The organism is Enterobacter sp. WCHEn090032 (genome assembly GCF_003986875.1).
Classification (GTDB): domain Bacteria; phylum Pseudomonadota; class Gammaproteobacteria; order Enterobacterales; family Enterobacteriaceae; genus Enterobacter; species Enterobacter sichuanensis.
In genome coordinates this window covers 182509-207301 of sequence record NZ_RXRN01000006.1, presented here as the reverse complement: position 1 = coordinate 207301, position 24793 = coordinate 182509, and the positions used below count along the sequence as shown (strand labels likewise).

The following is a 24793-nucleotide window of genomic DNA, read 5'->3' as shown; positions in this document are numbered from 1 at the left end:
GGGCGTTAGAAAACACGCCGGATGACGGCTTCGCCTTATCCGGCCGACGAAACCTGCCGGCCCGGTAAGCGCAGCGCCACCGGATATGGTTCCCACGGCAAAGAGAAACAAGAATACTAAAGAAGGGATTTATAAACGCAGAAAAGCAAAAACCCAGCCATAGGCTGGGTTCTTTAAATAGTGGTGCCCGGACTCGGAATCGAACCAAGGACACGGGGATTTTCAATCCCCTGCTCTACCGACTGAGCTATCCGGGCAACGGAGCGCATTAAACCGTAATCGCGACCGGGCGTCAACACTATTTCGGGAAAAACGGTTCAACTGCTTAACTTTACGGCAATGTGCTGGCTTCTGCAGCAAAAAGCTACACTACGCTTACGTCAATGCCCCACCCATTCGGCACTGGGCAAAGCGCAGAATATCTTCCGCCAGGCGGTGGGCCGTATCCACATCGGCCTGGCTACGGTTCACCAGCATACGGCTCAGGCAGCCTTCCAGCACCAGCTCCATCTGTTTAGCTACCATTGCCGGGTCATCCACTTCCAGACGGGTCAGCAGCTCGTGAGTGAAGTCATGCGCTGCCCGTTTTTGCTGATCCGCCAACTGATGGATAGGGTGACCAGGATCGGGGAAATAGGTACAGGCGGCGATGAACAGACAACCCGGATAGCGGTTGTTGCTGACGCATTCGGTCAGGGCCGTATAGCGCGCCAGCAACTTTTGTTCCTCGGTCAGCTCTTCATTCAGCATCAGCTGCCTGCGCCAGACATCAACCTGCTGGCTGAGATAGCGCAGGGCATCATAAAGCAGCGCCTCTTTATCCGGCCAGAAGCGCTTAAGTTCATCCACAGGGTAATCGATACGGTCGGCTACCATCTCAAGCGTGGTGCTGGCGATCCCTTGAATCTCAAGTAATTGCAGGGCTTGTCCCAGTACGTCTTCGCGTTGCACGGTTTTCTCCTCCGCTATTCCCAACGGTTTGTCCCGTCTAAAGTGTTGTTTACGGTTGGCGATTGCGCAAATGCGCGCTGAATGCCGTTGCATCCATAAACCCGGTGACACGCTGTTCTGGCTGCTCTTCCCCCTGTTCATTGAAGAACAAAATGGTGGGCAGACCAAGAACGTTAAGGTGTTTCAACAGCGCCTTGTCCTGCGCACTGTTGGCGGTGACGTTTGCCTGGAGCAGCAGCGTCTCATTCAGCCCGCGTTGCACCTGTGGATCGCTAAAAGTGTATTTTTCAAATTCTTTGCAGGCGACACACCAGTCTGCATAGAGATCGAGCATCACCGGTTTACCTTTCGCCTCCGCCAGAGCGCTGTTGAGTTCTTCCACGTTCTTAATCTGGGTGAAGTTCAGATGCGCCTGCATCTGACCCACGGGCGAACCAAACGCCCAGTCCTGCAGCGGGCGTACGCTCACCAGCGCGGCGGCGAGCAGAAGAATTTGCACCAGGCGCATCCACGCTTTTTTCGCCCCCAGGCTGACGATAAACGCCCAGGCAAAGAAGGTTACGCCGAGCATCGCCCACAGGCGCATACCCCAGACGTCACCGATGATGCGTTCGAGAAGGAAAACCGGCAGCGCGAGGATGACAAAGCCAAACGCAGTTTTCACCGTATCCATCCACGGGCCGCTCTTTGGCAGCAGGCGGTTGCCAAATACTGTCACCAGCATCAGCGGCAGACCCATGCCCAGCGCATAGAGATAAAGTGTCCCGCCCCCAAGCCACATATTACCGCTCTGGGCGATATAGAGCAGGATGGCGCTCAGCGGGGCGGTGGTACAGGGAGAGCAAATTAATCCGGCGATGGCCCCCATGACAAACACGCCACCTGCCGACCCCCCTTGCTGACGGTTACTCATCAACATTAAACGGGTTTGCAGCGCCGACGGCAGCTGCAGGGTAAACAGGCCGAACATCGACAATGCCAGCAGGATGAAGACAACCGACAAGCCAATCAGCACGTAAGGGTGCTGAAGGGCGGCCTGGAACTGTAACCCCGCAGCGGCAACCACAAGGCCAAGGGCGGTATAGGTTAACGCCATCCCCTGCACATAAATAAAGGCCAACAGCAGGGCGCGTGCGGTAGAAAGGCGTTGCTTACCCCCCAGCACGATGCCGGAGATAAGCGGATACATCGGCAGTACGCAGGGAGTAAAGGCAATGCCAATGCCAATCAGTAAGGCCCAAAGCGCTGAGAATGGAAGGTCTGACGCGGCTTCGCCTTCTCCCCTCACCCTAGCCCTCTCCCCAGAGGGGAGAGGGGAAAAGGCGGCAGCAGCTTTCACTTCGCTGAGCGGAACGATCTTCGTTTCTGGCGGATAGCAGAATCCGGCATCCGCACAGCCCTGATAGGTCACCGTCAGGGTCGCGCCTTTATCCGCCTGATTCACGGTAACAGGCACGCTTAAGCGCTGGCGGTAGATCTCACTCTTACCGTAAAACTCGTCCTTGTGCCACTCGCCAGCAGGCAGTTGTAAAGCCCCTACGTTTGCCTGGGCAGGGGTAATGCTTACCTGCTTGCGGTAGAGATAATAGCCCTCTTTCACCTGCCAGGTGAGGGTCAGGTCGTGCTGGTTTTGTTGAAAATCAAAAACAAACGCCTGATCGGCCGGAATGAAGTTCGAACGGCCGGGCGCGTCAAACAACCCGGCAAAGACTGATGTGCTGCACAGCAGCAGGATCAGCGTAAGGAAGCGTTGAGCCATGAGAGATAGTCGTTATCACCGTGGAGCACGGGCAATACCAGCAGCTCCGGAGTTTGGTAAGGATGATGAGATTTGAGGCAGTCGAGCAGTGCCTGCTGATTCGCCTGATTGGTTTTGAGCAACATCTGGACTTCGTACTCCTGCTCCAGTTTGCCCTCCCAGTAGTAAAGGGAAGTGGCACCGGGAAGGAGCGTTACGCAGGCGGCCAGTTTTTCGGCCAGCACTTTGGCGGCGAGATCCTGGGCGGAAGCTTCATCAGGGGCGGTACACAGTACGACAACAGCATCAGGCGTGTTCATAAGTCGACCTCCTCATCACGAAAGGCTTCACTATATCATGCAAGACAACGGGTCATTAATGAAACGGGCCGCAGAGCGGCCCAATTTTAACTATTTTTACAACCCGCAACGGTTTACAGCACCACGCCCCCGATGATAAAGCCGAGGATGACGCACAGCGTAATCGCGACCACACCCGGGATCAGGAATGCATGGTTAAACACGTACTTACCGATACGGGTAGAGCCGGTGTCATCCATCTCTACCGCCGCCAGCAGGGTTGGGTAGGTTGGCAGCACGAACAGGGCAGAGACGGCAGCAAACGAGGCGATGGCGGTTAACGGCGTTACGCCCAGCATCAGTGCCGCAGGCATCAGCGCTTTGGTGGTCGCCGCCTGAGAGTAAAGCAGGGTGGCAGCAAAGAACAGCACGACCGCCAGCAGCCACGGATAGTTGTGCAGCAGGTCGCCGGCGACGGTCTGGATATCACTGATGTGCGCTTTCACGAAGGTATCGCCCAGCCAGGCCACACCCAGCACGCACACACAGGCACTCATACCGGATTTGAAGGTGCTGGCGTTCAGCACTTCGCTGGTATCAATTTTACAGGTGATGCTAATCAGAGTGGCGATGGTCAGCATGAATACAACGATCGCTTCGTTACGCGGCAGGACCGGGTTCTGGATCAGACCTACGGTGTCACTGATAGCGGTCGCGTAGAACATGACGGCGACGATACCGATCAGGAACAGCACCACAGAACGTTTTGCGTGCGGCTTCAACTTGAAGACCTGGCTGCCGCGCAGGCTCACTTCACCCTTGGCAAGGCGTTCCTGATAAACCGGATCGTCTTTCAGTTCAGCGCCAAGGAAGTTACACAGCACAGCGGTGATCATCACCGCAATCAGCGTTACCGGAATACAGATCGCCAGCAGTGTCAGGTAGCTCACGCCCATAGGTTCCAGGATACCGGCAAAGAACACCACCGCCGCGGAGATAGGCGAGGCGGTTATTGCAATCTGGGACGCCACCACCGCAATAGAGAGTGGGCGAGAAGGACGAATACCCTGCTCTTTTGCCACTTCGGTAATCACCGGCAGCGTGGAGAAGGCGGTGTGGCCAGTACCGGCGAGAATGGTCATAAACCAGGTCACCAGCGGGGCAAGGAAGGTAATGTACTTTGGATGCCGACGCAGCATACGCTCCGCCAGACTGACCAGATAGTCCATGCCGCCAGCCACCTGCATGGCGGCGATAGCGGCAATAACGGCCATGATGATTTCGATAACGTCAAACGGGATAGCGCCGGGTTTAATCTGAAAGATAAGGGTAAGAACGAGCACCCCGAGACCGCCGGCAAAACCGATGCCGATACCCCCGAGTCTTGCTCCCAAATAAATCGCCAACAGGACGATGACGAGTTCTGCTCCAAACATAAGGACCTGCCTTGCTTATTAACAAGTTGATATTGAATTGTTGTTTTTTGGTAACGCCTAAAAAGAAAAAAGGCACGTCACAAGTGACGTGCCTTTTGGAAGCTTAGCCTGAACGGTTACTGTTCGCTTTCATCGGTATATCGTTTCGCTTTATATGCCGGGTGCATCAGGTTCTGGGCCGAGAAGATATCGTCCAGCTCGGCTTCGGTCAACAGCCCGCGCTCCAGCACCACTTCACGCACGCTCTTACCGGTTTCGGCGCAAATCTTACCGACGATGTCGCCGTTGTGGTGACCGATGAACGGGTTGAGGTAAGTGACGATCCCGATGGAGTTATAGACATAACCTTCACAGACTTCTTTATTCGCTGTGATGCCGTTAATGCATTTTTCCAGCAGGTTGTAGCAGGCGTTAGTCAGGATGTGGATGGATTCGAACATCGCCTGACCAATCACTGGCTCCATTACGTTCAGCTGCAGCTGACCCGCTTCGGAGGCCATGGTCACGGTCGTATCGTTACCGATGACTTTGAAGCACACCTGGTTCACCACTTCTGGCACTACCGGGTTTACTTTGGCCGGCATGATGGAGGAACCCGCCTGCAGTTCTGGCAGGTTGATTTCGTTCAGGCCAGCGCGCGGGCCGGAAGAGAGCAGGCGCAGGTCATTACAAATTTTGGACAGTTTCACCGCCAGACGTTTCAAGGCGCTGTGTACCATGACGTAGGCGCCGCAGTCTGAGGTGGCTTCAATCAGGTCTTCTGCAGGCACAACTGGCAGGTTAGAAACTTCCGCCAGCTTCTGTACTGCCAGCTGCTGATAGCCGTCCGGGGTGTTCAGACGTGTACCGATGGCGGTGGCGCCCAGGTTCACTTCCAGCAGCAGTTCGGAGGTGCGCAGCAGGTTTTTAGTTTCTTCATTCAGCAGCACGTTAAACGCGTGGAACTCCTGACCGAGGGTCATTGGCACCGCGTCCTGCAGCTGGGTACGACCCATTTTCAGGATATCCTGGAACTCAACCGCTTTGCGCTGGAAGCCATCGCCCAGCTGGTTGATCGCGTCCACCAGTTTCACCACAGAGGCATACACCGCGATACGGAAGCCGGTAGGGTAGGCGTCGTTGGTGGACTGGCATTTGTTCACGTGGTCGTTCGGGTTCAGGTACTGGTATTCACCTTTCTGGTGACCCATCAGCTCCAGGCCAATGTTTGCCAGTACTTCGTTGGTATTCATGTTGACGGAGGTACCCGCGCCGCCCTGATAGACGTCAACCGGGAACTGGTCCATGCATTTGCCGTTGTTCAGCACTTCATCGCAGGCCGCGATAATCGCATTTGCCGCGCTTTTAGGAATGGTTTGCAGCTCTTTGTTGGCCAGTGCTGCGGCTTTCTTCACCATCACCATGCCACGGACAAACTCAGGGATGTCGCTGATTTTGCTGTTGCTGATGTAGAAGTTTTCAATCGCTCTCAGAGTGTGGACACCGTAGTAGGCATCCGCTGGAACTTCCCTGGTACCCAACAAGTCTTCTTCGATACGAATGTTGTTTAACATGTGAACCTTCTTTTCAAGCTGCCGATGGATTGTACTAAACACACAGTATTTATGTGGTTTTGAATATTTTCTGGCCGACGATTATTCCCTCAATCAGCCAGATGCCCGAGATCATATGCTGATGATAGCGAATTGCCGTAATCTGGATCACTTATTATCGACCCGATTCCATGATAATTATTAATCTGTGAAATGAGTCACCGCTTTAATATTTCCAAAAAAAATATCCGTGCAAACTGATTGAATTTTCGCTAACCGTCACCATCTCATACAAACGCGCGTCGCGAACACATTCAGACAGGGGCTTGATGGCCCCTGCCACAAAGGAGATGCCAGTGCGCTGGATACCGTTTATCGCTTTCTTTCTCTATGTTTACATTGAGATTTCCATTTTCATCCAGGTCGCCCATGTGCTGGGCGTCCTGCTGACCCTGATTCTGGTGATTTTCACCTCCGTCATCGGCATGTCGCTGGTGCGTAACCAGGGCTTCAAAAATTTCCTGATAATGCAGCAAAAGATGGCCGCAGGCGAAAGCCCGGCTGCGGAGATGATCAAAAGCGTATCGCTGATTATTGCTGGTCTGCTGCTGATCCTGCCGGGGTTCTTCACCGACTTCCTCGGCCTTCTGCTGCTACTGCCGCCGGTGCAAAAGCACCTGACCATGAAGCTGCTGCCGCATCTGCGCTTTAGCCGTATGCCGGGCGGTGGTTTTAGTACCGGGCCAGGGGATACCTTTGAAGGGGAGTATCAGCGTAAGGATGAACAACACGACCGTTTAGATCACAAAGACGATCGGTGATTTTGTTGCCCGGTGGCGCTTCGCTTACCGGGCCTGTTAAAGCGCCAGCCACAGCCCCGCCAGCATGATAATGGCGTACAGACTTTTCCACCCCACCATCGCCAGTAACAGCAGGCAAAGCATACCTCCCACCGCGGCCAGGGCTTTATAGCGACCGCTCAGCAGACGGCAACCCGCCAGCATGCACAGCAGATAGATCATGATGAAAATACCGTTGGCGTAGACGATGAGCGCGTCCAGATTGATCTTCAGTGCGTAAATGCACAGCGTACTCACCACGCAGCAGCCCAGCACGGCATTCAGGGCATTCAAGGGAAGCTGACGTTTAGACAGACGCGCAAGGCGGCTCCGGGGCTTCTCGCGCGCCTGTGACCACACCAGACGGGCAAAGCTCTGGATGTAAATATTCAGGCTGGCAAAACAGGCCAGATAGCCAATAACGCAGGCGATCCACAGCGCCTTCACGCCAAACAGTTCAACCACGATACCCGGCAGTGATGCCGCGGCGGCGAGATCCGCTCCGAAAGCGTTGAAGTGCAACACCAGCACGGTACAAGCCCAGTAGACCGTGCCTGCCAGCAGCAGGCCTATCATCAGCGCGCGGGGAAAATCACGTTCAGGCTGCTTAAATTCCGACGCCAGATGGGCAAAGGCTTCCAGACCGACAAAGCACCAGAACATGACGGAGAGCGCGGCAAAAAGCTGTGAGTGGTCGATGTCTGTCACGGCCGGGAAGGGGATCTCTTTTACGGTGATATCGCCCGCCCACCAGATAGCGGCAACGAGCGCGACAATCAGCACCGCAACCAGTGTCTGCAGGTTGGCGCTGGAGCTGGCTCCGCGCGAACCCACCCACCAGACGATAGCCAGCGTACCCAGTTCGGCCAGCAGCAGTTGTTCGTCATGCCAGCCAAACAGCGCCTGGCCAAAGCCGGTCGCAATATGCAACGCCGCAGGAAGCCCAACCGGAATGACGGAGAGAAACAGCCAGCCGGTCACACGCTCCAGTCGCGGGCCAAAGGCCAGCCCGACAAAATGCGCCACGCCGCCCGCGCTGGGGAAATGCCGCCCCAGGATGGCAAACACAATGGCAATCGGGAAAACCAGCACAATCAGAACGGGCCACGCCCACAGACTGTTATTGCCGGCTACCAGTGCCGCCAGTGCGGGTACGGCGAACACGCCCGTTCCTAACAAGGAGGTTGAGAGCAGGCCAACGCCTTGCGCCAGCCCCAGTTCCTGCTTGAGTCCACTCATTGACATCGCCCAGCCAATACCAAAAGAGAGGCGATGGTAACACTTTCGCAAATTTTTTTTTCAACTCCCCCTTGAAGGGGTAAAAAGCTATCCCCATCTCTCAGGGCACTAGTCGGAAAACCGCATGCGGGCCGGCGTCATCCATAACTGATAATGACTTTCTCAAAGGAGAGCTATCAATGAGTATTCGTCCGTTACATGATCGTGTGATCGTCAAACGTAAAGAAGTTGAAACCAAGTCTGCTGGCGGTATCGTTCTGACCGGTTCTGCAGCAGCCAAATCAACGCGTGGCGAAATCATCGCTGTCGGTAAGGGCCGCATCCTGGAAAACGGAACTGTGCAGCCACTGGACGTTAAAGTTGGTGACATCGTAATTTTCAACGATGGCTACGGCGTGAAATCCGAGAAGATCGACAATGAAGAAGTGTTGATCATGTCCGAGAGCGACATTCTGGCAATTGTTGAAGCGTAATTTACGCACGAGAATTTGAGGAAATAAGAACATGGCAGCTAAAGACGTAAAATTCGGTAACGACGCTCGTGTAAAAATGCTCCGCGGCGTAAACGTACTGGCAGATGCAGTTAAAGTGACCCTGGGCCCGAAAGGCCGCAACGTAGTGCTGGATAAATCCTTCGGCGCGCCAACCATCACTAAAGATGGTGTGTCTGTTGCACGTGAAATCGAGCTGGAAGACAAGTTCGAAAACATGGGTGCGCAGATGGTGAAAGAAGTTGCCTCTAAAGCGAACGACGCTGCAGGCGACGGTACCACCACCGCGACCGTACTGGCGCAGGCGATCATCACCGAAGGTCTGAAAGCCGTTGCGGCAGGCATGAACCCAATGGATCTGAAACGTGGTATCGACAAAGCTGTCGCTGCTGCTGTTGAAGAACTGAAAGCACTGTCCGTACCGTGCTCTGACTCTAAAGCCATTGCTCAGGTAGGTACCATCTCCGCTAACTCCGACGAAACCGTGGGTAAACTGATCGCAGAAGCGATGGACAAAGTCGGTAAAGAAGGCGTTATCACCGTTGAAGACGGTACCGGTCTGGAAGACGAACTGGACGTGGTTGAAGGTATGCAGTTCGACCGCGGTTACCTGTCTCCATACTTCATCAACAAGCCAGAAACTGGCGCTGTTGAGCTGGAAAGCCCGTTCATCCTGCTGGCTGACAAGAAAATCTCCAACATCCGCGAAATGCTGCCAGTACTGGAAGCCGTTGCAAAAGCAGGCAAACCGCTGGTTATCATCGCTGAAGATGTTGAAGGCGAAGCGCTGGCAACGCTGGTGGTCAACACCATGCGCGGCATCGTGAAAGTGGCTGCGGTTAAAGCACCTGGCTTCGGCGATCGCCGTAAAGCGATGCTGCAGGATATCGCTACCCTGACCGGCGGTACCGTGATCTCTGAAGAGATCGGTATGGAGCTGGAAAAAGCGACCCTGGAAGACCTGGGCCAGGCAAAACGCGTTGTGATCAACAAAGACACCACCACCATCATCGATGGCGTGGGTGAAGAAGCCGCTATTCAGGGCCGTGTGGGTCAGATCCGTAAGCAGATCGAAGAAGCGACTTCCGATTACGACCGCGAAAAACTGCAGGAGCGCGTAGCGAAACTGGCAGGCGGTGTTGCGGTAATCAAAGTAGGTGCTGCGACCGAAGTTGAAATGAAAGAGAAGAAAGCGCGCGTTGACGATGCCCTGCACGCGACCCGTGCTGCGGTAGAAGAAGGCGTTGTTGCGGGTGGTGGTGTTGCGCTGGTGCGCGTTGCCGCGAAACTGGCTGGCCTGACTGCGCAGAACGAAGATCAGAACGTGGGTATCAAAGTTGCGCTGCGCGCAATGGAAGCTCCTCTGCGTCAGATCGTGTCCAACGCCGGTGAAGAGCCATCCGTCGTGGCGAACAAAGTGAAAGCGGGCGAAGGTAACTACGGTTACAACGCAGCCACTGAAGAATACGGCAACATGATTGACTTCGGTATCCTGGACCCAACTAAAGTGACCCGTTCTGCTCTGCAGTACGCGGCATCTGTCGCGGGCCTGATGATCACTACCGAGTGCATGGTGACCGACCTGCCTAAAGGCGATGCACCAGATTTAGGTGCTGCAGGTATGGGCGGCATGGGCGGTATGGGCGGCATGATGTAATCGTGCGCTTTACCGCTTAGAATGTGAAAAACCCCCGGGCAGAAATGCTCGGGGGTTTTTCTTTTGGTCATCTTTTAGGTATAAGATTTACACACGGACAACTACTGTCCAGCTTATTGAAAACGAGGAATAACATGCGCGTAAAAGTCTGTGCAGGGATCGTAGGGGCAGCGTTGCTGCTGGCAGGTTGTAGTTCCAGCAATGAGCTGTCGGCAGCGGGCCAGGGTGTTCGCTTTGTAGAAGATAAGCCGGGCAACGAATGCCAGCTGTTAGGCACGGCAACCGGTGAGCAAAGTAACTGGATGTCAGGCCAGCATGGCGAAGAGGGTGGTTCAATGCGCGGTGCGGCGAATGCCCTGCGTAACCAGGCTGCGGCAATGGGCGGTAACGTGATTTACGGCGTGAGCAGCCCAACGCAGGGAATGCTGTCCAGCTTCGTGCCCACCGCCAGCCAGATGAGCGGCCAGGTCTACAAGTGCCCGAACTGATCGCCTTCTACTCTCTCCCTTAGCACCTGTAGGGCAGGTAAGCGTAGCGCCACCTGCCTTTTTAGCTCTGCCTTAGCTGCAAATCCAGCGGCGTCTTGCTCGGCTCACCGCCAATCTCACGTGCCAGCTTCGGCACCATATAGCCTGACACCAGCGTTAGCAGTTCACGCACGATCTGCCGGGCCTCTTCATCTGTCACCATGAAATGGGCTGCGCCCTGAACGCGATCCAGCACGTGCAGGTAATAGGGCAACACGCCTGCATCAAACAGGGCATTGCTCAGGTCAGCCAGTACGCGGGCGCTATCATTCACGCCACGCAGCAGAACGCTCTGGTTCAATAGCGTTACCCCCGCCTTACGCAGACGCGACATCGCCGCGCGAAATGCATCGTCAATTTCATTGGCGTGGTTAATATGATTTACCAGCAGCACCTGCAACCGGGACTGCTCCAGTCGCGCCACCAGAGCGTCAGTGACACGTGCCGGAATGACAATCGGTAAACGGCTGTGAATGCGCAGACGCTTAATGTGCGGGATGGCTTCAAGCTGAGTCAGTAGCCAGTCCAGCTCATGATCTTTCGCCATCAGCGGGTCACCACCGGAAAAAATAATCTCATCCAGCTCTGGATGGGCGGTGATATAGTCCAGCGCGACCTGCCAGTTGCGTTTATTGCCCTGGTTTTCGGCATACGGGAAGTGCCGACGGAAGCAATAACGACAATTTACCGCACAGCCGCCTTTTACCAGCAGCAGGGCGCGGTTGAGGTACTTGTGCAATAAACCTGGCACTACGCTGTTCTGTTCTTCCAGCGGATCGGTACTGTAGCCCGGCGCGGTAATGAACTCATCCTGAGAAGTAAGCGTCTGTTTTAACAAAGGATCGTCTGGGTTGCCTTTCTCCATTCTGGCAACAAACGCGCGGGGAACGCGCAGGGCAAAGAGGCGCTTAGCCTCCCGGCCTGCAAGCAACTCTGGGTGCTGATCGAGGTCTAAAAGACGCAGCAATTCATCAGGACTGGTGATTACATCGGCAAGTTGCGATAACCAATCTTCTCTGGACGGGGTGTTTAGGGTTACAATATGCGCCATTTTGTGGCTTAGCTACCAGTTAACAAATTTAGAGGGCCTTATGGCAACGTACTATAGCAACGATTTTCGTGCTGGTCTTAAAATCATGATGGACGGCGAACCGTACGCGGTTGAAGCCAGCGAATTCGTTAAACCAGGTAAAGGCCAGGCATTCGCACGCGTTAAGCTGCGCCGCCTGCTGACCGGTACCCGTGTTGAGAAAACCTTCAAGTCTACTGACTCCGCAGAAGGCGCTGATGTTGTTGATATGAACCTGACTTACCTGTACAACGACGGTGAGTTCTGGCACTTCATGAACAACGAAACCTTCGAGCAGCTGTCTGCTGACGCGAAAGCCATTGGCGACAATGCCAAATGGCTGCTGGATCAGGCTGAGTGCATCGTGACCCTGTGGAACGGCCAGCCTATCGCAGTGACTCCACCTAACTTTGTTGAGCTGGAAATCGTTGAAACCGATCCAGGCCTGAAAGGTGACACCGCAGGTACCGGCGGTAAACCAGCAACGCTGTCTACCGGCGCTGTGGTTAAGGTTCCTCTGTTTGTACAGACTGGCGAAGTGATCAAAGTGGATACCCGCTCCGGCGAATACGTATCACGCGTGAAGTAATCATAAGGGCGCAGCGCCCGCTGCGCCTGTTTTTTGCAGGCAGGGATGATGAAACGTACCGTTAAAATTCTGCTTCTGTTAGCGCTCTCCGCTGTATTGCTTTCCGGCTGCAACACCACGCGTGGCATGGGACAAGACATCCAGGATCTCGGCCATATCATTTCGCACGCCGCCAGCTAAGTTCGTCTAATTTTCCTAAAAATGCTTCCTTTTCCGTCAAGTGGCGGGATCTTGTCTATTCTTAAGTTGCTATACACAAAACAACTTTGGCTATAAAAGGAAGATATTATGGTTAAGAAGACAATTGCAGCGATCTTTTCAGTCCTGGTACTTTCTTCAGTATTAACAGCCTGTAATACCACGCGCGGCGTCGGTCAGGATATTTCTGAAGGTGGTAGCGCAATCTCTGGTGCGGCAACAAAAGCTCAGCAGTAATGCATAAACGGTACGGGACCACACGGGTTTCGTACCGTCAGCTTTCCGATTCCTGCAGGGATAAAAACGGTGAAAAACGCGTATCCATATGCAACTTCATACGAATATTGCGTTTATAGGTATAGACCGTTTTGCCGTTGATACTCAGGTGAGCGGCAATCTTCTGATTGCTGGCGCCATCCATCCATAACGTCAGTACTTTCTCTTCCTGTCGGGTCAGCAAGGGCGCCGCCATCGTTGGTCTGTCGACGCTTGCGCGCGAGATTAATGCATCGTTGATGGCCGTAGCCACTTCTTCGAGACTGGCGTTTTTCAGCAACGACGACCATACCGGGAACTGCCCGAGCCAGTCTGTCATGCCGCTGTCCTCGCCCGATTGCAGCAAAATAAACGGTAACCGTTCACTGGCATTAAGCAAAGAAGAGAGCTGCTGAAAATGGTGAATCTCCTGCCTGAAGCCGAACAGGTCAGCGATAACCAGCGTGGGTTTCCATTGCAGAATATGCTCCCTGGCCAGGAAAAGATTATTCAGGCCGGTCACAACATAGTGTCCCGGGAACAAACCGGAATGATTGAGCCATGCTTCAAACCCCGCGCGGGTGAAGTGACAACGGTCAATCAAAAGAATTTTGAACATATTTTATTCGCAGTCGGCTAGTGGTTTGGCTTCCTGCCATCAGAAAGCATATCATCATAGAGAAGTCGGATGAGTGCTAAATGCCGGAACTACGCGCCATACTGCGGCTATTTCTTGCCTTAACGTGTTCAGCAAAAAGGGATTGAAAAAAAATCGCTCGCTAACCACAATAGGGGGCGTAATCTCTGCCTTACGGGACGACCCGTAAGCGTTTCTTTCACCGGGGACGGCCCCAACTTGCATTAAGTTAAGGAGCCTGAAATGTCCTGGATCATTCTTTTCATTGCCGGTCTGCTCGAAGTGGTGTGGGCGATTGGCCTCAAATACACTCACGGCTTTACCCGCCTGACGCCCAGCGTCATTACCGTGACCGCGATGATAGTGAGCATTGTATTGTTGTCCTGGGCGATGCGATCGCTGCCTGTGGGGACCGCGTATGCCGTCTGGACGGGCATTGGTGCGGTGGGCGCTGCCATCACGGGGATCCTGCTGCTAGGTGAGTCAGCGAGTCTGGCACGCATTGCCAGCCTCGCGCTGATTGTTGCCGGGATCATTGGGCTGAAACTCAGCACCCATTAATGGGGTTGTTTTACCCAGATGAGTTTTGACACATCAAACCCTTGCCGGGTCGCGACGTCCAGCATCTGCTGTTTCATCTCCGATGAAAGCGTTGGCGTGCGGGAGAGTATCCACAGGTAGTTGCGATCCGGCCCGCAGACCAGGGCATGGCGATACTCTCTGTCGAGGGCGATCACGTTATACCCGCCATAGAAGGGGCCAAAGAACGAGACTTTGAGCGCGGCTCTTCGCGGGTCGCCGGTGAAGTACGCTTTCCCAACCGACTGTTGCCACATCTCCCTGTCGGGATTATAGCCACGGTTGATCACCTGAATACCGCCATCATCCAGCGGGCTGTAATGTGCCGTAACCTTCTCTAAGCCCTGCTCAAACCGATGGTCGAGACGCGCGATTTCATACCATGTTCCGAGGAAGCGTTGTGCATCAAAAGGCGTGACGACGGTTACGCCAGGAGGTGGGGTAGGGGAACTGCAGGCAACCACTAAAAACGCGGCTGTCACCGCGGCGATAACAGGCAGAATGCGCATAGGAGTTTCCTTACTGTTTTTTGTTAAGTGTAGATGACAGCAGGAAAAATGCGGCGGATTGTGCGGTGTGTTTCACCGGGTGGCGAAGTCGCCACCCGGCACTGTTTTACTGCAGCGCGTCGAGGATACGGTATGCCGTCTCAACGCGTGCCGGATTCGGATAGCTTTTATTCGCCAGCATCACAATGCCGAGCTGTTTTTCAGGAATAAATGCCACGTAGCTCCCAAACCCACCGGTTGAACCCGTTTTGTGTACCCAGGAGGCCTTAACCGGCGGTGCCGGGGGATTGACTTCTCTTGCAGGCAACGGTGCCAGCGCCACCTTATTGTCGCTGCCCCCGACCACGGTTTTGGCATCGACCGGCCAGTTCAGCATTTCCCAGCCTAACCCCTGATACATGGCACCCACGCGCCAGTAGCGGGATTGCGCCAGGGCAATACCTTGTTTGAGAGAGTTATCCTGAAGGGCGTCGGGGGTCATGTTCGCCATCACCCAACTCGCCATATCTTTCACGTTGGTTTTTATGCCATAGGCTTCAGCGTCCAGCATCCCCGGTGAAACGTGTACCGCTTTACCGTCACGGTATCCCCAGGCGTAATGCGCCTCTTCCGCTTTTGGTACGTTAATCCACGTATGGTCGAGCCTGAGCGGCTTAAAGACCCGCTTCGTCATGGCCTCTTCAAAACTCATGCCGGAGGGTTTAACCGCGAGAGCACCAAAAAGACCGATGCTGGCGTTGGCATAAAGACGCGTAGTGCCCGGCTTCCACTGCGGCTGCCAGTTTTGATAAAAGCGCAGCAGAGAGGCGTTATCAGTGACATCATCCGGTACCTGTAACGGCAACCCCCCTGCGGTATAGGTTGCCAGATCCAGCATGCGAATGCCCTGCCACTGTTTTCCTGTCAGCTCAGGCCAGTACCTTGTCACTGGATCGCCCAGTGAGATTTCACCGCGAGCAATGGCATCGCCACCCAATACGCCGGTGAAGGTTTTACTTATAGAGCCCAGCTCGAACAAGGTTAGAGGCGTAACAGGTTTATTCGCCGCGACATCCGCTTTACCAAAGGTAAAGTAGTGCGGCTGACCCTGATAAATTACCGCCACCGCCATACCCGGAATGGCCTGCGCGTTCATCAGCGGCGTAACGGCACGCTCCACCACCTTAGCCAGCTGTTTTTCTGACATGGGGGCGGCGAAGGCAGAGCAGGCAACGCTGAGCAGCAGGGCACAACTTAGGGATTTTTTCATCATCAGTTATCTTCCATAATCGCAGTTCGAGGGAGTGTCCGGGCCCGTCAGACCACTGTAGTCTGTTGGATTTGACTGTGGCTGACAAACGGTTAAATTTAGCATTAGCTGTTAATTTTTCTAACGGACGAGACCATGACACGCAGCTATCTTCCCCTCAATTCGCTTCGGGCGTTCGAAGCTGCCGCCAGGCACCTTAGTTTTACGCATGCCGCTATCGAACTGAATGTCACCCATTCCGCGATCAGCCAGCATGTGAAGGCGCTGGAGCAGCACCTGAACTGCCAGCTGTTTGTCCGCGTGTCGCGCGGGCTGATGTTGACCACAGAAGGCGAGAACCTGCTGCCGGTATTGAATGATTCGTTCGACCGTATCGCCGGTATGCTGGATCGTTTTGCCAGCCATCGGGCGCAGGAGAAGCTGAAAATTGGCGTGGTGGGGACGTTTGCCACCGGAATGTTATTGTCGCAGCTGGATGATTTTCGCCGCTGCTATCCACATATTGATCTTCAACTTTCGACTCACAACAATCGCGTCGATCCGGCAGCCGAAGGGCTTGATTACACCATCCGTTATGGCGGGGGAGCGTGGCACGGTACGGAAGCGACGTTTCTTTGTTCTGCGCCGCTGGCGCCGCTCTGCACGCCTGACATCGCTGCCGCGTTGCAGACCCCGGCCGATATCCTGAAGTTTACCCTGCTGCGCTCTTACCGGCGCGATGAGTGGAGCGCATGGATGCAGGCGGCAGGAGAAAACGCGCCTTCACCAACGCACCGCGTGATGGTATTTGATTCGTCTGTGACCATGCTGGAAGCCGCGCAGGCAGGCACCGGTATTGCTATTGCCCCCGTTAATATGTTTACCCATCTGCTGAACAGCGAGCGCATTGTGCAACCTTTTACGACGCAGATTGACCTCGGCAGTTACTGGCTCACGAGGCTGCAGTCACGAGCCGAAACCCCGGCAATGTGTGAGTTTACCCAGTGGCTGGTGGGGAAAATGCAGAAATAACAGGCCCGCCGGACGGCGGGCCAGAGGAGTCAGATCGTGACCACGGCAATCAGCGTCACCACGGTCAGGATGGTCGCCAGACCGTAGAACACCCATTTGCCGCTCGGGACATGGATTTTCAGGTCATGCATCGCATGGTGAATACGGTGCAGTCCACACCACAGCGGCAGGACGATCATCAGGAAGATGAACACGCGACCGATAAAGCTGCTCGCGAACGCCAGGACGCGTTCGTAGCTCAGCGCATCGCCCGGAAACAGCCCCAGTGGCAGCATAATGCCCACCAGCAGGATGATGACGGGAGCGATGATGGCACTCCACATGCCACCTGCGCCAAACAGACCCCAGAAAACCGGCTCGTCAGAACGTTTTGGATTTGGATTGATCACAGTAGTCTCCTTACCAGAACAGTGCGACAAACAGAATGACCACAGTGACGAGAACTGTCACTGCCCAGAGCCCTTTAATGACGGGTTCTGGTCCCATTTTCTCGTCTTTAATAATGATATTCGCCGCTTTTGGCGCCAGTTCAAACCAGGTTTTGGTATGAAGCAGCGCAGCCGCGAGCACAATCAGGTTCAGCACGACAATGATTGGGTTTTGCAGGAAGCCAACAAAATTCGCCCAGGCTTCCGGGCCATGCTTGAGGGCAAATACCCCATACATCAGCTCCAGGCTGAACCAGACCGCCGGTACTGCCGTGCCTTCACGCAGCATGTAGAAGCGATAAAACGGCAGGTTTTTCCACCAGGTGGACGGCACTGGCCGCACATAGGCTTTGCGTTTAGTCGTCATCATGCACTCCTTAGCGTGGTTTCAGGGTAGCGATAAGAAAGTCTTTCGAGCTTTCCACTTTACCCTGCTGAATGGCGGCGGCCGGGTCGACATGCTTCGGACAGACTTCGGAGCAATAACCCACAAATGTACAGCTCCAGACACCGTTCTGGCTGTTAAGCTGCGCCATACGTTCTTTTTTACCGTGGTCACGGCTGTCTTCGTTATAGCGGTGCGCCAGGGTAATGGCGGCCGGGCCAATGAACTCAGGATTCAGGCCAAACTGTGGACAGGCGGCGTAGCACAGACCGCAGTTGATGCAGCCGGAGAACTGATGGTATTTCGCCATCTGGGCTGGCGTCTGGGTGTTGGGACCCTGATCCGGCGTGCGCGGATTGCCAATAATGTACGGCTTGATGGCTTCCAGACTTTCGATAAAGTGGGTCATATCGACCACCAGATCGCGCTCAATCGGGAAATTGCCCAGCGCTTCCACCTTGATGCCTTTGGTATAGTCACGCAGGAAGGTCTTACACGCCAGCTTCGGCACTTTGTTGACCATCATGCCGCAGGAGCCGCAGATTGCCATGCGGCAGGACCAGCGGTAGCTCAGGTCCGGTGCCAGGTTATCTTTGATATAGCCGAGCGCATCCAGCAGGGAGGTTTGCTCGTCATAAGGCACTTCGTAGAAAGCGCTATGCGGCGCGGTGTCCACCTCCGGGTTGTAGCGCACCACTTCAACTTTCAGTTTTTGCATCTCAGCCATTCGCCTTCTCCTTCTTCTCGGCGGCTTCTGCTTCTGCACCGTACACGCGTTTTGCCGGAGGCAGCGTGGTGATTTTCACGTCGCTGTAGTCCAGACGTGTGGTGCCATCTGCATCGCGCCAGGCGAGCGTGTGTTTCAGGAAATTGACGTCGTCACGTTCGGTACAGCCTTCATCAAGACGCTGGTGTGCCCCGCGTGACTCTTTACGCGCCAGCGCAGAGTGCGCCATACATTCCGCCACGTTCAGGCCGTGACCCAACTCAATGGTATAGAGCAGGTCGGTGTTGAAGACGCTGGAGGTATCGGTGATGCGAACGCGCTTGAAGCGCTCCTGCAGTTCCGCCAGCTTATCGACAGTTTTTTGCATCAGCTCAGGGGTACGGTAGATACCGCAGCCCTCTTCCATCGACAGACCCATTTCATCACGAATTTTAGACCAGTTTTCGTTACCCTCCTGGTTCACCAGGTCTTTCAGACGTTTTTCAACGTCGGCGACCTGCGCGTCCAGCGCGGCACTGTTGGCTTCGCCTGCGGTAGCCGCTCGCTCCATCGCGCGCTCACCCGCCATGCGGCCAAAGACGACCAGCTCCGCCAGCGAGTTAGAGCCAAGGCGGTTGGCGCCGTGCAGACCCACAGAGGAACACTCGCCCACGGCGAACAGACCTTTGATGCGGGTTTCGCACTGCTGATCGGTTTCGATCCCGCCCATGGTGTAGTGCGCCGTTGGGCGGACCGGAATCGGCTCTTTCACCGGGTCGACACCCACGTAAGCTTTCGCCAGCTCACAGATGAACGGCAGACGTTCCAGCAGTTTCTTCTCGCCGAGGTGGCGCAGGTCAAGATGGACCACATCGCCGCGTGGCGTGGAGATGGTGTTGCCTTTACGCCACTCGTGCCAGAAGGCCTGGGAGACTTTGTCACGTGGACCGAGCTCCATGTATTTGTTCTTCGGCTCACCGAGGGGTGTTTCCGGACCCATACCGTAATCCTGCAGATAGCGGTAGCCGTTTTTGTTGACCAGAATACCGCCTTCACCACGGCAGCCTTCCGTCATCAGAATGCCGGAGCCGGGCAGGCCAGTAGGGTGATACTGCACAAACTCCATATCGCGCAGCGGTACGCCGTGGCTGAGCGCCATGCCCATGCCGTCACCGGTGACGATGCCGCCATTGGTATTGTAACGGTAGACGCGTCCCGCACCGCCCGTCGCCATCACCACCGCATTGGCGCGGATCTGGACGAGTGTGCCTTCCATCATATTCATCGCCACCAGGCCGCGCGCATGGCCGTCGTCGACCAGAATGTCGAGGACGAAATGTTCGTCAAAGCGCTGAATTTGTGGGAACTGAAGAGAGGTCTGGAACAGGGTGTGCAACATGTGGAAGCCGGTTTTATCGGCGGCGAACCAGGTGCGTTCTATTTTCATACCGCCGAAGCGGCGAACGTTGACGCTGCCGTCCGGACGGCGGCTCCACGGACATCCCCACTGCTCAAGCTGGGTCATCTCCGTTGGACAGTGGTGGACAAAGTAGTCAACGACATCCTGTTCGCAAAGCCAGTCGCCCCCTGCAACCGTGTCGTGGAAATGGTATTCAAAGCTGTCATGATCCTGCGCAACGGCGGCGGATCCTCCTTCTGCGGCCACCGTGTGGCTGCGCATAGGGTAGACTTTAGAAATCAATGCGATTTTAGCGTTGGGATTAGCCTGCGCTGCAGCAATCGCAGCACGTAATCCAGCCCCGCCAGCGCCTATTACGGCAAGATCGGCCTGAAAAGTTTGCACGACATTCCTCCAGATTTTTGTTATTTCGCAAGGCGACAAACTAAAGGTAGTTCACCTGTCCAAATGGACGATTGCGAAAGCGTTTCCACTGCTCCTTTATGGGTAAAACAGTATAACCGTGTAGATGTCAGGGAAATTTGACGTGTTCGATTTTTTTGCTGTTCTCTTCGGTGATTTATCACGGAGATTGATGAATTGCGTCACGCAATTGCTCACGTATATGAAATCCGCTTTTTTACTGCGCAAAATTTGTCTCTGTCCCTGCTAACGAGTAGACTTCGTGCCCTTGTCTGAAATCGGAGAAATACCCATGAGCGAAACGGCCACCTGGCAGCCGAGCGCATCCATCCCTAATCTGCTAAAACGCGCTGCAATTATGACGGAGATCCGCCGTTTCTTTGCCGACCGTGGAGTCCTTGAGGTGGAAACGCCGTGCATGAGTCAGGCAACGGTAACGGATATTCATCTGGTCCCGTTTGAAACCCGTTTTGTTGGTCCTGGCCACTCTCAGGGCATGAATTTGTATCTGATGACCAGCCCGGAGTATCACATGAAGCGCCTGCTGGCGGCGGGATGTGGTCCGGTGTATCAGCTGTGCCGCAGCTTCCGTAATGAAGAGATGGGGCGCCACCACAATCCGGAATTCACCATGCTGGAGTGGTACCGCCCGCATTATGATATGTACCGCCTGATGAACGAGGTGGACGATCTGCTGCAGCAGGTGCTGGACTGTTCCGAGGCAGAAACGCTCTCTTATCAGCAGGCTTTCCAGCGTTATCTGGAAATCGATCCGTTATCGGCGGACAAAACTCAGCTGCGCGAAGTGGCGGCAAAGCTCGATCTGAGCAACGTGGCAGATACCGAAGAAGATCGCGATACGCTGCTGCAGCTGTTGTTCACCTTTGGCGTTGAACCTCAGATTGGCAAAGATCGTCCAACGTTTGTCTATCACTTCCCGGCAAGCCAGGCCTCGCTGGCGCAGATCAGCACCGAAGATCACCGCGTGGCTGAGCGTTTTGAGGTCTATTACAAAGGCATTGAGCTGGCGAATGGTTTCCACGAACTGACTGACGCACGCGAGCAGCAGCAGCGTTTCGAGCAGGATAACCGCAAGCGTGCCGCGCGCGGCCTGCCGCAGCAGCCCATCGATACTCACCTGCTGGAGGCGTTAAAAGCAGGCCTGCCGGATTGCTCCGGCGTGGCGCTGGGTGTGGATCGTCTGGTAATGCTGGCGCTGGGCGCGGAGCAGCTTGGCGATGTGATTGCGTTTACCGTCGATCGCGCCTGACGGCATTTGACCCTCTCCCGTGGGAGAGGGTTGCTCCGCTTATCTTACACACTCCCCGCCGGGCGTTTACGCGCCGCAGAGGTTAAGGTTCTTCCTGTTTTCCGCCCGTCCAGGCTTTCCAGGCGCATCTGGAATGGTGGGAACGGCATATCAATACCGTGTTCGCGGAAGCCTGCCAGAATAAGCTGGTGGATCTCATGGCGCAGCGGCATACGGTGCCCCATTTCGGCGGCGTAAATACGCAGCTCGAAAATCTGGATCCCCTGCTGAAGATCGACCAGGAACACTTCCGGCGCCGGGTTATCGAGCACCAGGGTGCAGCGTTCAGCGGCGGTGTAAAGAAGCTGGGTCACTTCTTCACTGTTGGCATCCGACGGTGCCGGCACGGTCAGCACCACACGCGTGACGGAGTCTGACAGCGACCAGTTGATGAACTGCTCAGTGATAAACGCCTTGTTTGGCACGATGATCTCTTTCCGATCCCAGTCGCTGATTGTCGTGGCGCGGGTATTGATCTTCGTTACGCTACCGGTCAGGTCACGGATCGTGACCGTATCGCCAATACGAATCGGTTTTTCAAACAGGATGATCAGGCCGGATACAAAGTTTGCGAAAATCTCCTGCATACCAAAGCCAAGCCCAAACGTCAGCGCGGCGACCAGCCATTGCAATTTAGACCACTCAATACCAATCATCGAGAACCCAACCATCCCGCCAAAGAGCAGAATCAGGTATTTCGTGATGGTGGTAATGGCGTAACCCGTGCCCGGGGTTAAATCCAGATGCTGCAATAGCGCCAGCTCCAGCAGCGCCGGGAAGTTACGTACCAGCTGGGTCGTGATGATCAATACCAGAATGGCGATCAGCACCGCCCCTAAGGTAATGGGCTCCAGGCTCTCTACGCCCTGCACCGTAGAGGTCACGTCCCACAGCGAAATGTTCTCCAGGAAGCCAAACGCGGAGTGGATCTCCGACCACAGGAAGATCACCGACAGGAGGGCAACCAGCATCAGGATAGAGCGCACCAGACGAAGAGACTGGGTGCTGATGGCATCCAGATCCAGTTCAACCTCGTCCGCATCCATCGTGCCTTCGGTGCTGTTGACATGGTTGGGCTCGTCTTCACCCCGCGCTCGCTGGGCGAGGATCTCTGCCCGGCGGTGCTTGGCGCGGTCAAATGCCAGGCGGCGGCGCTGGATCAGCATCCCACGGCGGATCACGTGATAAACCACCAGCAGCAGGAACCAGATGGCGACCGAGGTTTCCAGTCGCGCCAGCAGCGCCTGCGAGGTCGCCAGGTAACCCACTGCCGCTGCCAGCATGGCAATCAGAGGCGCGCAAAGGAGCAGGTTCCACAGCATGCGGTTGAACATGTTGTCGCCGCTGCCGGTTTTATCCAGATAAAGCGGTATACCGGCGCGTTTCAGACTGAGCGTGACAATGGCCAGCGCCCCGCAGATCAGCATAAAGCAGAGGCGTCCCAGCGAGCCCGAGAACTCCCGGTCGTTGAGATTATCGAACATGATGAGCGCCATAATCAGCGGCACTATCAGCCCAATGCTCATCAGGTAGTAGCGCATGGCGCGCGCCACGCGGTTACGCGGCCAGCCAAAGTGAGCGATGAACAGACCATTGGGCCGCGCAAATGTGGCGCAAATCATCACCACCCACAGCAGAGGGACGGTGGCGGTCACGCCATCGCCAATCGCGACCGCGAGCGGGTAGGGCCAGGCTTCCCGCAGGCCGTATCCGAGCGTCATCCACAGCACCGGCAGCGGTGAGGCGACGAGTATTGACCAGAACACGGTGCGCAACGTCAGCCAGAAGTGATCCTGGGTCACCTTACCTACCCGGGCGCTGGAGCGCTCCAGGAAGCGGGTAAAGTGCCTGCGCGAGTAAATGCTGAAGCCCACCAGAATTAATGCGCCCAGCAGCGGGAAGATGGTCTCTTTGCTGGTGAGCATCATCACGCTGGCTTTTCCAAGCTGGCTGAAGGTATCCAGCGAGATCAGACGGCGCAGATCCTGGACAACTTCAATGGGCCACGAGAAGGTCATCGGGCGTACGTCAGAGGTCCAGAAGAGATAACGGTGCGTGGCCTCGTTCACCTCTTTCAGCGCATCTTCCAGCTGACTGTTGGAGACTTTCAGCTTGGTCAGTTCCAGAATCAGCGTATCCCCGCCCTGCAGCAGGGAGTTCAGCAGCTCGCGCTGGGTCCGCAGCTGGGCTTCCAGAATGCGGTTTTGCTCGCTGGTGAGCGGCTGTCCATCAGCCTGACGGATCTGGCGGATTTGCGGCTGTTTATTGAGAAGATCTTCAAAATGCAGACGCTGAACGCGCAGCTGAGCCATCTCGGTATCCAGCTGCTGCGGCTTCGGCATCTCCGGCAGGCGCGCGACCTGGGCGCGTAACGCCTCGCCCAGCAGGTTTGATGACCCCAGCCACTGAGACTGCTCGCGCAGGGTGTTGAGCGCCTGGCGCACCTGAAGCGTTTGATTGGTGGCCTGGCGCTGTTGGGAAGCCACCAGATCCATACGCTGCGCCTGTTGATTCAGTGCGGCAGAAAGCTCGCGGTTGACCTTAAACTGTTGAACGATGCCGGCAGGAAGATTGTCGCTGTTTTCCGCCAGCAGTTCGGTGCTCTCCAGCGCGCGCTCCGCTTCACGCTGGCGCTGGCTGTTAAGCTGATTGCGCAGGGCCTGTAGATACGCATCCAGCTGCTCGCTCTGCTTCTGAGCGAGTTCAGAGCGCATCCGCGACAGCTCCTGACGGTTATTGGCGGAGAGTTGCGCCAGCTCCAGCTCATCGACAAGGGCCTTCAGACGGGCTGATTCAGCCTGCAGGCCCAGATTTTGGGCCTGAGCTTGTGGCGTATTGCCGCTTTGCGTACCAATGCGACGTTCAACTTCATTAAGCTGGCGGCGGGCGTCGGTTTGCTGTTGCGGAAGCTGGCTGAGGGAGTCGGCAATTTCACGCGCTCGCTCCTGTTCCTGCTGGGCAAGGCGGCTCTTCTCCAGAAGCTGGCTGCTGACCTGCAGGATCTCCTGGTTCAGGGCATCGGAGGTCATGCCGGCGGGTACATCGCGCGGTTCATCACGCAAGTTCGCGAGCTGCGTGCGCAGCGTCTGCGAGAGTTTGGGGAAGTTGTCGATAACCTGCTGATACTGCTGAGCGCGCTCAAGAGAGCCTTTCCGCTCTTCAAGCGCGTTCAGTGCGGACTGGAGTGACTCAATGGTTTCAGGCTGAGCGGGTTTTGCCGCTTTTGCCTGCTCCAGCTCCTGGGTTATCTGTTTGGCGTCGGGGGCTGTCGCTGCGTACGCCCCCATGCTGAGGCACCAGGCCATCAGTAGAACGATAATCGGGCGCACGTCAGCGAT

Annotated in this window: 25 protein-coding genes and 1 tRNA gene; 10 read left to right on the top strand and 16 right to left on the bottom strand. The window is 55.5% G+C overall.

Annotated features, from left to right (window positions below; translation table 11 throughout):
* Window positions 1–181 precede the first annotated feature (181 nt).
* The 6 genes from EKN83_RS07440 to aspA all read right to left on the bottom strand — a co-directional run bounded on the left by EKN83_RS07440 (window position 182) and on the right by aspA (window position 5977).
* Window positions 182–257 (bottom strand) — tRNA-Phe (locus EKN83_RS07440).
* 118 nt (window positions 258–375) lie between these two features.
* Entirely contained in the window at window positions 376–951 is a 576-nt protein-coding gene (locus EKN83_RS07435; RefSeq protein WP_126800603.1) for a transcriptional regulator, read from the bottom strand.
* Window positions 952–1000: 49 nt separating this feature from the next.
* Window positions 1001–2710 (bottom strand): protein-disulfide reductase DsbD, encoded by a 1710-nt coding sequence (locus tag EKN83_RS07430; RefSeq protein ID WP_126800602.1) that lies wholly within the window; start codon window positions 2708–2710, stop codon window positions 1001–1003.
* Complete coding sequence (gene cutA / locus EKN83_RS07425) at window positions 2686–3009, bottom strand: divalent cation tolerance protein CutA (RefSeq protein ID WP_025758221.1); 324 nt, start codon at window positions 3007–3009, stop codon at window positions 2686–2688. Before cutA ends, EKN83_RS07430 begins: the two co-directional genes overlap by 25 nt.
* 113 nt (window positions 3010–3122) lie before the next feature.
* Complete coding sequence (locus EKN83_RS07420; protein ID WP_013095257.1) at window positions 3123–4424, bottom strand: anaerobic C4-dicarboxylate transporter; 1302 nt, start codon at window positions 4422–4424, stop codon at window positions 3123–3125.
* Window positions 4425–4540: 116 nt separating this feature from the next.
* Window positions 4541–5977, bottom strand: a complete 1437-nt coding sequence (gene aspA / locus EKN83_RS07415; RefSeq protein WP_003855923.1) for an aspartate ammonia-lyase — start codon at window positions 5975–5977, stop codon at window positions 4541–4543.
* Between the two features lie 335 nt (window positions 5978–6312).
* Between aspA and EKN83_RS07410 the strand changes: the two genes are divergently transcribed.
* Window positions 6313–6777: an FxsA family protein gene (locus tag EKN83_RS07410; protein ID WP_025758222.1), complete on the top strand. Its 465-nt coding sequence runs from the start codon at window positions 6313–6315 to the stop codon at window positions 6775–6777.
* Between the two features lie 36 nt (window positions 6778–6813).
* On the opposite strand, the gene yjeH is transcribed toward EKN83_RS07410, so the two are convergent.
* Complete coding sequence (yjeH, locus tag EKN83_RS07405; protein ID WP_025758223.1) at window positions 6814–8034, bottom strand: L-methionine/branched-chain amino acid transporter; 1221 nt, start codon at window positions 8032–8034, stop codon at window positions 6814–6816.
* 179 nt (window positions 8035–8213) lie between these two features.
* On the opposite strand from yjeH, the gene EKN83_RS07400 reads away from it, so the two are divergent.
* The 3 genes from EKN83_RS07400 to EKN83_RS07390 all read left to right on the top strand — a co-directional run bounded on the left by EKN83_RS07400 (window position 8214) and on the right by EKN83_RS07390 (window position 10670).
* A complete protein-coding gene (locus tag EKN83_RS07400) occupies window positions 8214–8507 on the top strand; it encodes a co-chaperone GroES (RefSeq protein ID WP_003855929.1) in 294 nt (97 codons plus the stop codon).
* Window positions 8508–8538: 31 nt separating this feature from the next.
* Window positions 8539–10182, top strand: a complete 1644-nt coding sequence (groL, locus tag EKN83_RS07395) for a chaperonin GroEL (RefSeq protein ID WP_025758225.1) — start codon at window positions 8539–8541, stop codon at window positions 10180–10182.
* Between the two features lie 134 nt (window positions 10183–10316).
* Entirely contained in the window at window positions 10317–10670 is a 354-nt protein-coding gene (locus EKN83_RS07390; protein ID WP_025758226.1) for a DUF4156 domain-containing protein, read from the top strand.
* Window positions 10671–10731: 61 nt separating this feature from the next.
* On the opposite strand, the gene epmB is transcribed toward EKN83_RS07390, so the two are convergent.
* Window positions 10732–11760, bottom strand: coding sequence for an EF-P beta-lysylation protein EpmB (epmB, locus tag EKN83_RS07385; RefSeq protein WP_025758227.1), 1029 nt, complete (start codon window positions 11758–11760; stop codon window positions 10732–10734).
* Window positions 11761–11800: 40 nt separating this feature from the next.
* Here epmB and efp point away from each other — a divergent pair, with 40 nt between their 5' ends.
* From efp to ecnB, 3 genes are all read left to right on the top strand, one after another.
* Window positions 11801–12367: an elongation factor P gene (gene efp / locus EKN83_RS07380; protein WP_025758229.1), complete on the top strand. Its 567-nt coding sequence runs from the start codon at window positions 11801–11803 to the stop codon at window positions 12365–12367.
* A gap of 48 nt (window positions 12368–12415) precedes the next feature.
* On the top strand, window positions 12416–12547 hold the full coding sequence (locus tag EKN83_RS07375; RefSeq protein ID WP_045286609.1) for an entericidin A/B family lipoprotein: 132 nt from the start codon (window positions 12416–12418) through the stop codon (window positions 12545–12547).
* A gap of 108 nt (window positions 12548–12655) precedes the next feature.
* Complete coding sequence (gene ecnB / locus EKN83_RS07370; RefSeq protein ID WP_003025482.1) at window positions 12656–12802, top strand: lipoprotein toxin entericidin B; 147 nt, start codon at window positions 12656–12658, stop codon at window positions 12800–12802.
* Between the two features lie 37 nt (window positions 12803–12839).
* Here the strand turns inward: ecnB and EKN83_RS07365 are convergent, their stop codons facing one another.
* Window positions 12840–13439: a helix-turn-helix transcriptional regulator gene (locus tag EKN83_RS07365; RefSeq protein WP_126800600.1), complete on the bottom strand. Its 600-nt coding sequence runs from the start codon at window positions 13437–13439 to the stop codon at window positions 12840–12842.
* A gap of 261 nt (window positions 13440–13700) precedes the next feature.
* Here EKN83_RS07365 and sugE point away from each other — a divergent pair, with 261 nt between their 5' ends.
* Window positions 13701–14018 carry a quaternary ammonium compound efflux SMR transporter SugE gene (sugE, locus tag EKN83_RS07360; RefSeq protein WP_006178944.1) on the top strand — a complete coding sequence of 106 codons (318 nt, stop codon included), beginning with the start codon at window positions 13701–13703 and terminating at the stop codon, window positions 14016–14018.
* On the opposite strand, the gene EKN83_RS07355 is transcribed toward sugE, so the two are convergent.
* Together EKN83_RS07355 and blaACT are read right to left on the bottom strand one after the other, a co-directional pair.
* Window positions 14015–14545 (bottom strand): lipocalin family protein, encoded by a 531-nt coding sequence (locus EKN83_RS07355; protein WP_025758235.1) that lies wholly within the window; start codon window positions 14543–14545, stop codon window positions 14015–14017. The two genes, sugE and EKN83_RS07355, sit on opposite strands and share 4 nt — an antisense overlap.
* A gap of 106 nt (window positions 14546–14651) precedes the next feature.
* Complete coding sequence (gene blaACT, locus EKN83_RS07350; protein ID WP_126800599.1) at window positions 14652–15797, bottom strand: ACT family cephalosporin-hydrolyzing class C beta-lactamase; 1146 nt, start codon at window positions 15795–15797, stop codon at window positions 14652–14654.
* Between the two features lie 132 nt (window positions 15798–15929).
* Here blaACT and ampR point away from each other — a divergent pair, with 132 nt between their 5' ends.
* On the top strand, window positions 15930–16805 hold the full coding sequence (ampR, locus tag EKN83_RS07345) for a LysR family transcriptional regulator AmpR (RefSeq protein ID WP_025758237.1): 876 nt from the start codon (window positions 15930–15932) through the stop codon (window positions 16803–16805).
* A gap of 29 nt (window positions 16806–16834) precedes the next feature.
* Here ampR and frdD read toward each other — a convergent pair whose 3' ends face one another.
* Genes frdD through frdA form a run of 4 tightly spaced genes read right to left on the bottom strand, consistent with a single transcriptional unit; the run spans window position 16835 to window position 20128 of the window.
* A complete protein-coding gene (gene frdD, locus EKN83_RS07340) occupies window positions 16835–17194 on the bottom strand; it encodes a fumarate reductase subunit FrdD (protein ID WP_000609653.1) in 360 nt (119 codons plus the stop codon).
* 10 nt (window positions 17195–17204) lie between these two features.
* A complete protein-coding gene (frdC, locus tag EKN83_RS07335; RefSeq protein WP_025758238.1) occupies window positions 17205–17600 on the bottom strand; it encodes a fumarate reductase subunit FrdC in 396 nt (131 codons plus the stop codon).
* Window positions 17601–17610: 10 nt separating this feature from the next.
* A complete protein-coding gene (gene frdB / locus EKN83_RS07330; RefSeq protein ID WP_028016426.1) occupies window positions 17611–18345 on the bottom strand; it encodes a fumarate reductase iron-sulfur protein in 735 nt (244 codons plus the stop codon).
* Window positions 18338–20128: a fumarate reductase (quinol) flavoprotein subunit gene (gene frdA / locus EKN83_RS07325; protein ID WP_045286606.1), complete on the bottom strand. Its 1791-nt coding sequence runs from the start codon at window positions 20126–20128 to the stop codon at window positions 18338–18340. The genes frdB and frdA overlap by 8 nt, the downstream gene beginning before the upstream one ends.
* Window positions 20129–20438: 310 nt before the next feature.
* Between frdA and epmA the strand changes: the two genes are divergently transcribed.
* Complete coding sequence (gene epmA, locus EKN83_RS07320) at window positions 20439–21416, top strand: elongation factor P--(R)-beta-lysine ligase (protein ID WP_025758243.1); 978 nt, start codon at window positions 20439–20441, stop codon at window positions 21414–21416.
* Window positions 21417–21460: 44 nt separating this feature from the next.
* On the opposite strand, the gene mscM is transcribed toward epmA, so the two are convergent.
* Complete coding sequence (gene mscM / locus EKN83_RS07315; protein ID WP_126800598.1) at window positions 21461–24784, bottom strand: miniconductance mechanosensitive channel MscM; 3324 nt, start codon at window positions 24782–24784, stop codon at window positions 21461–21463.
* Window positions 24785–24793 lie beyond the last annotated feature (9 nt).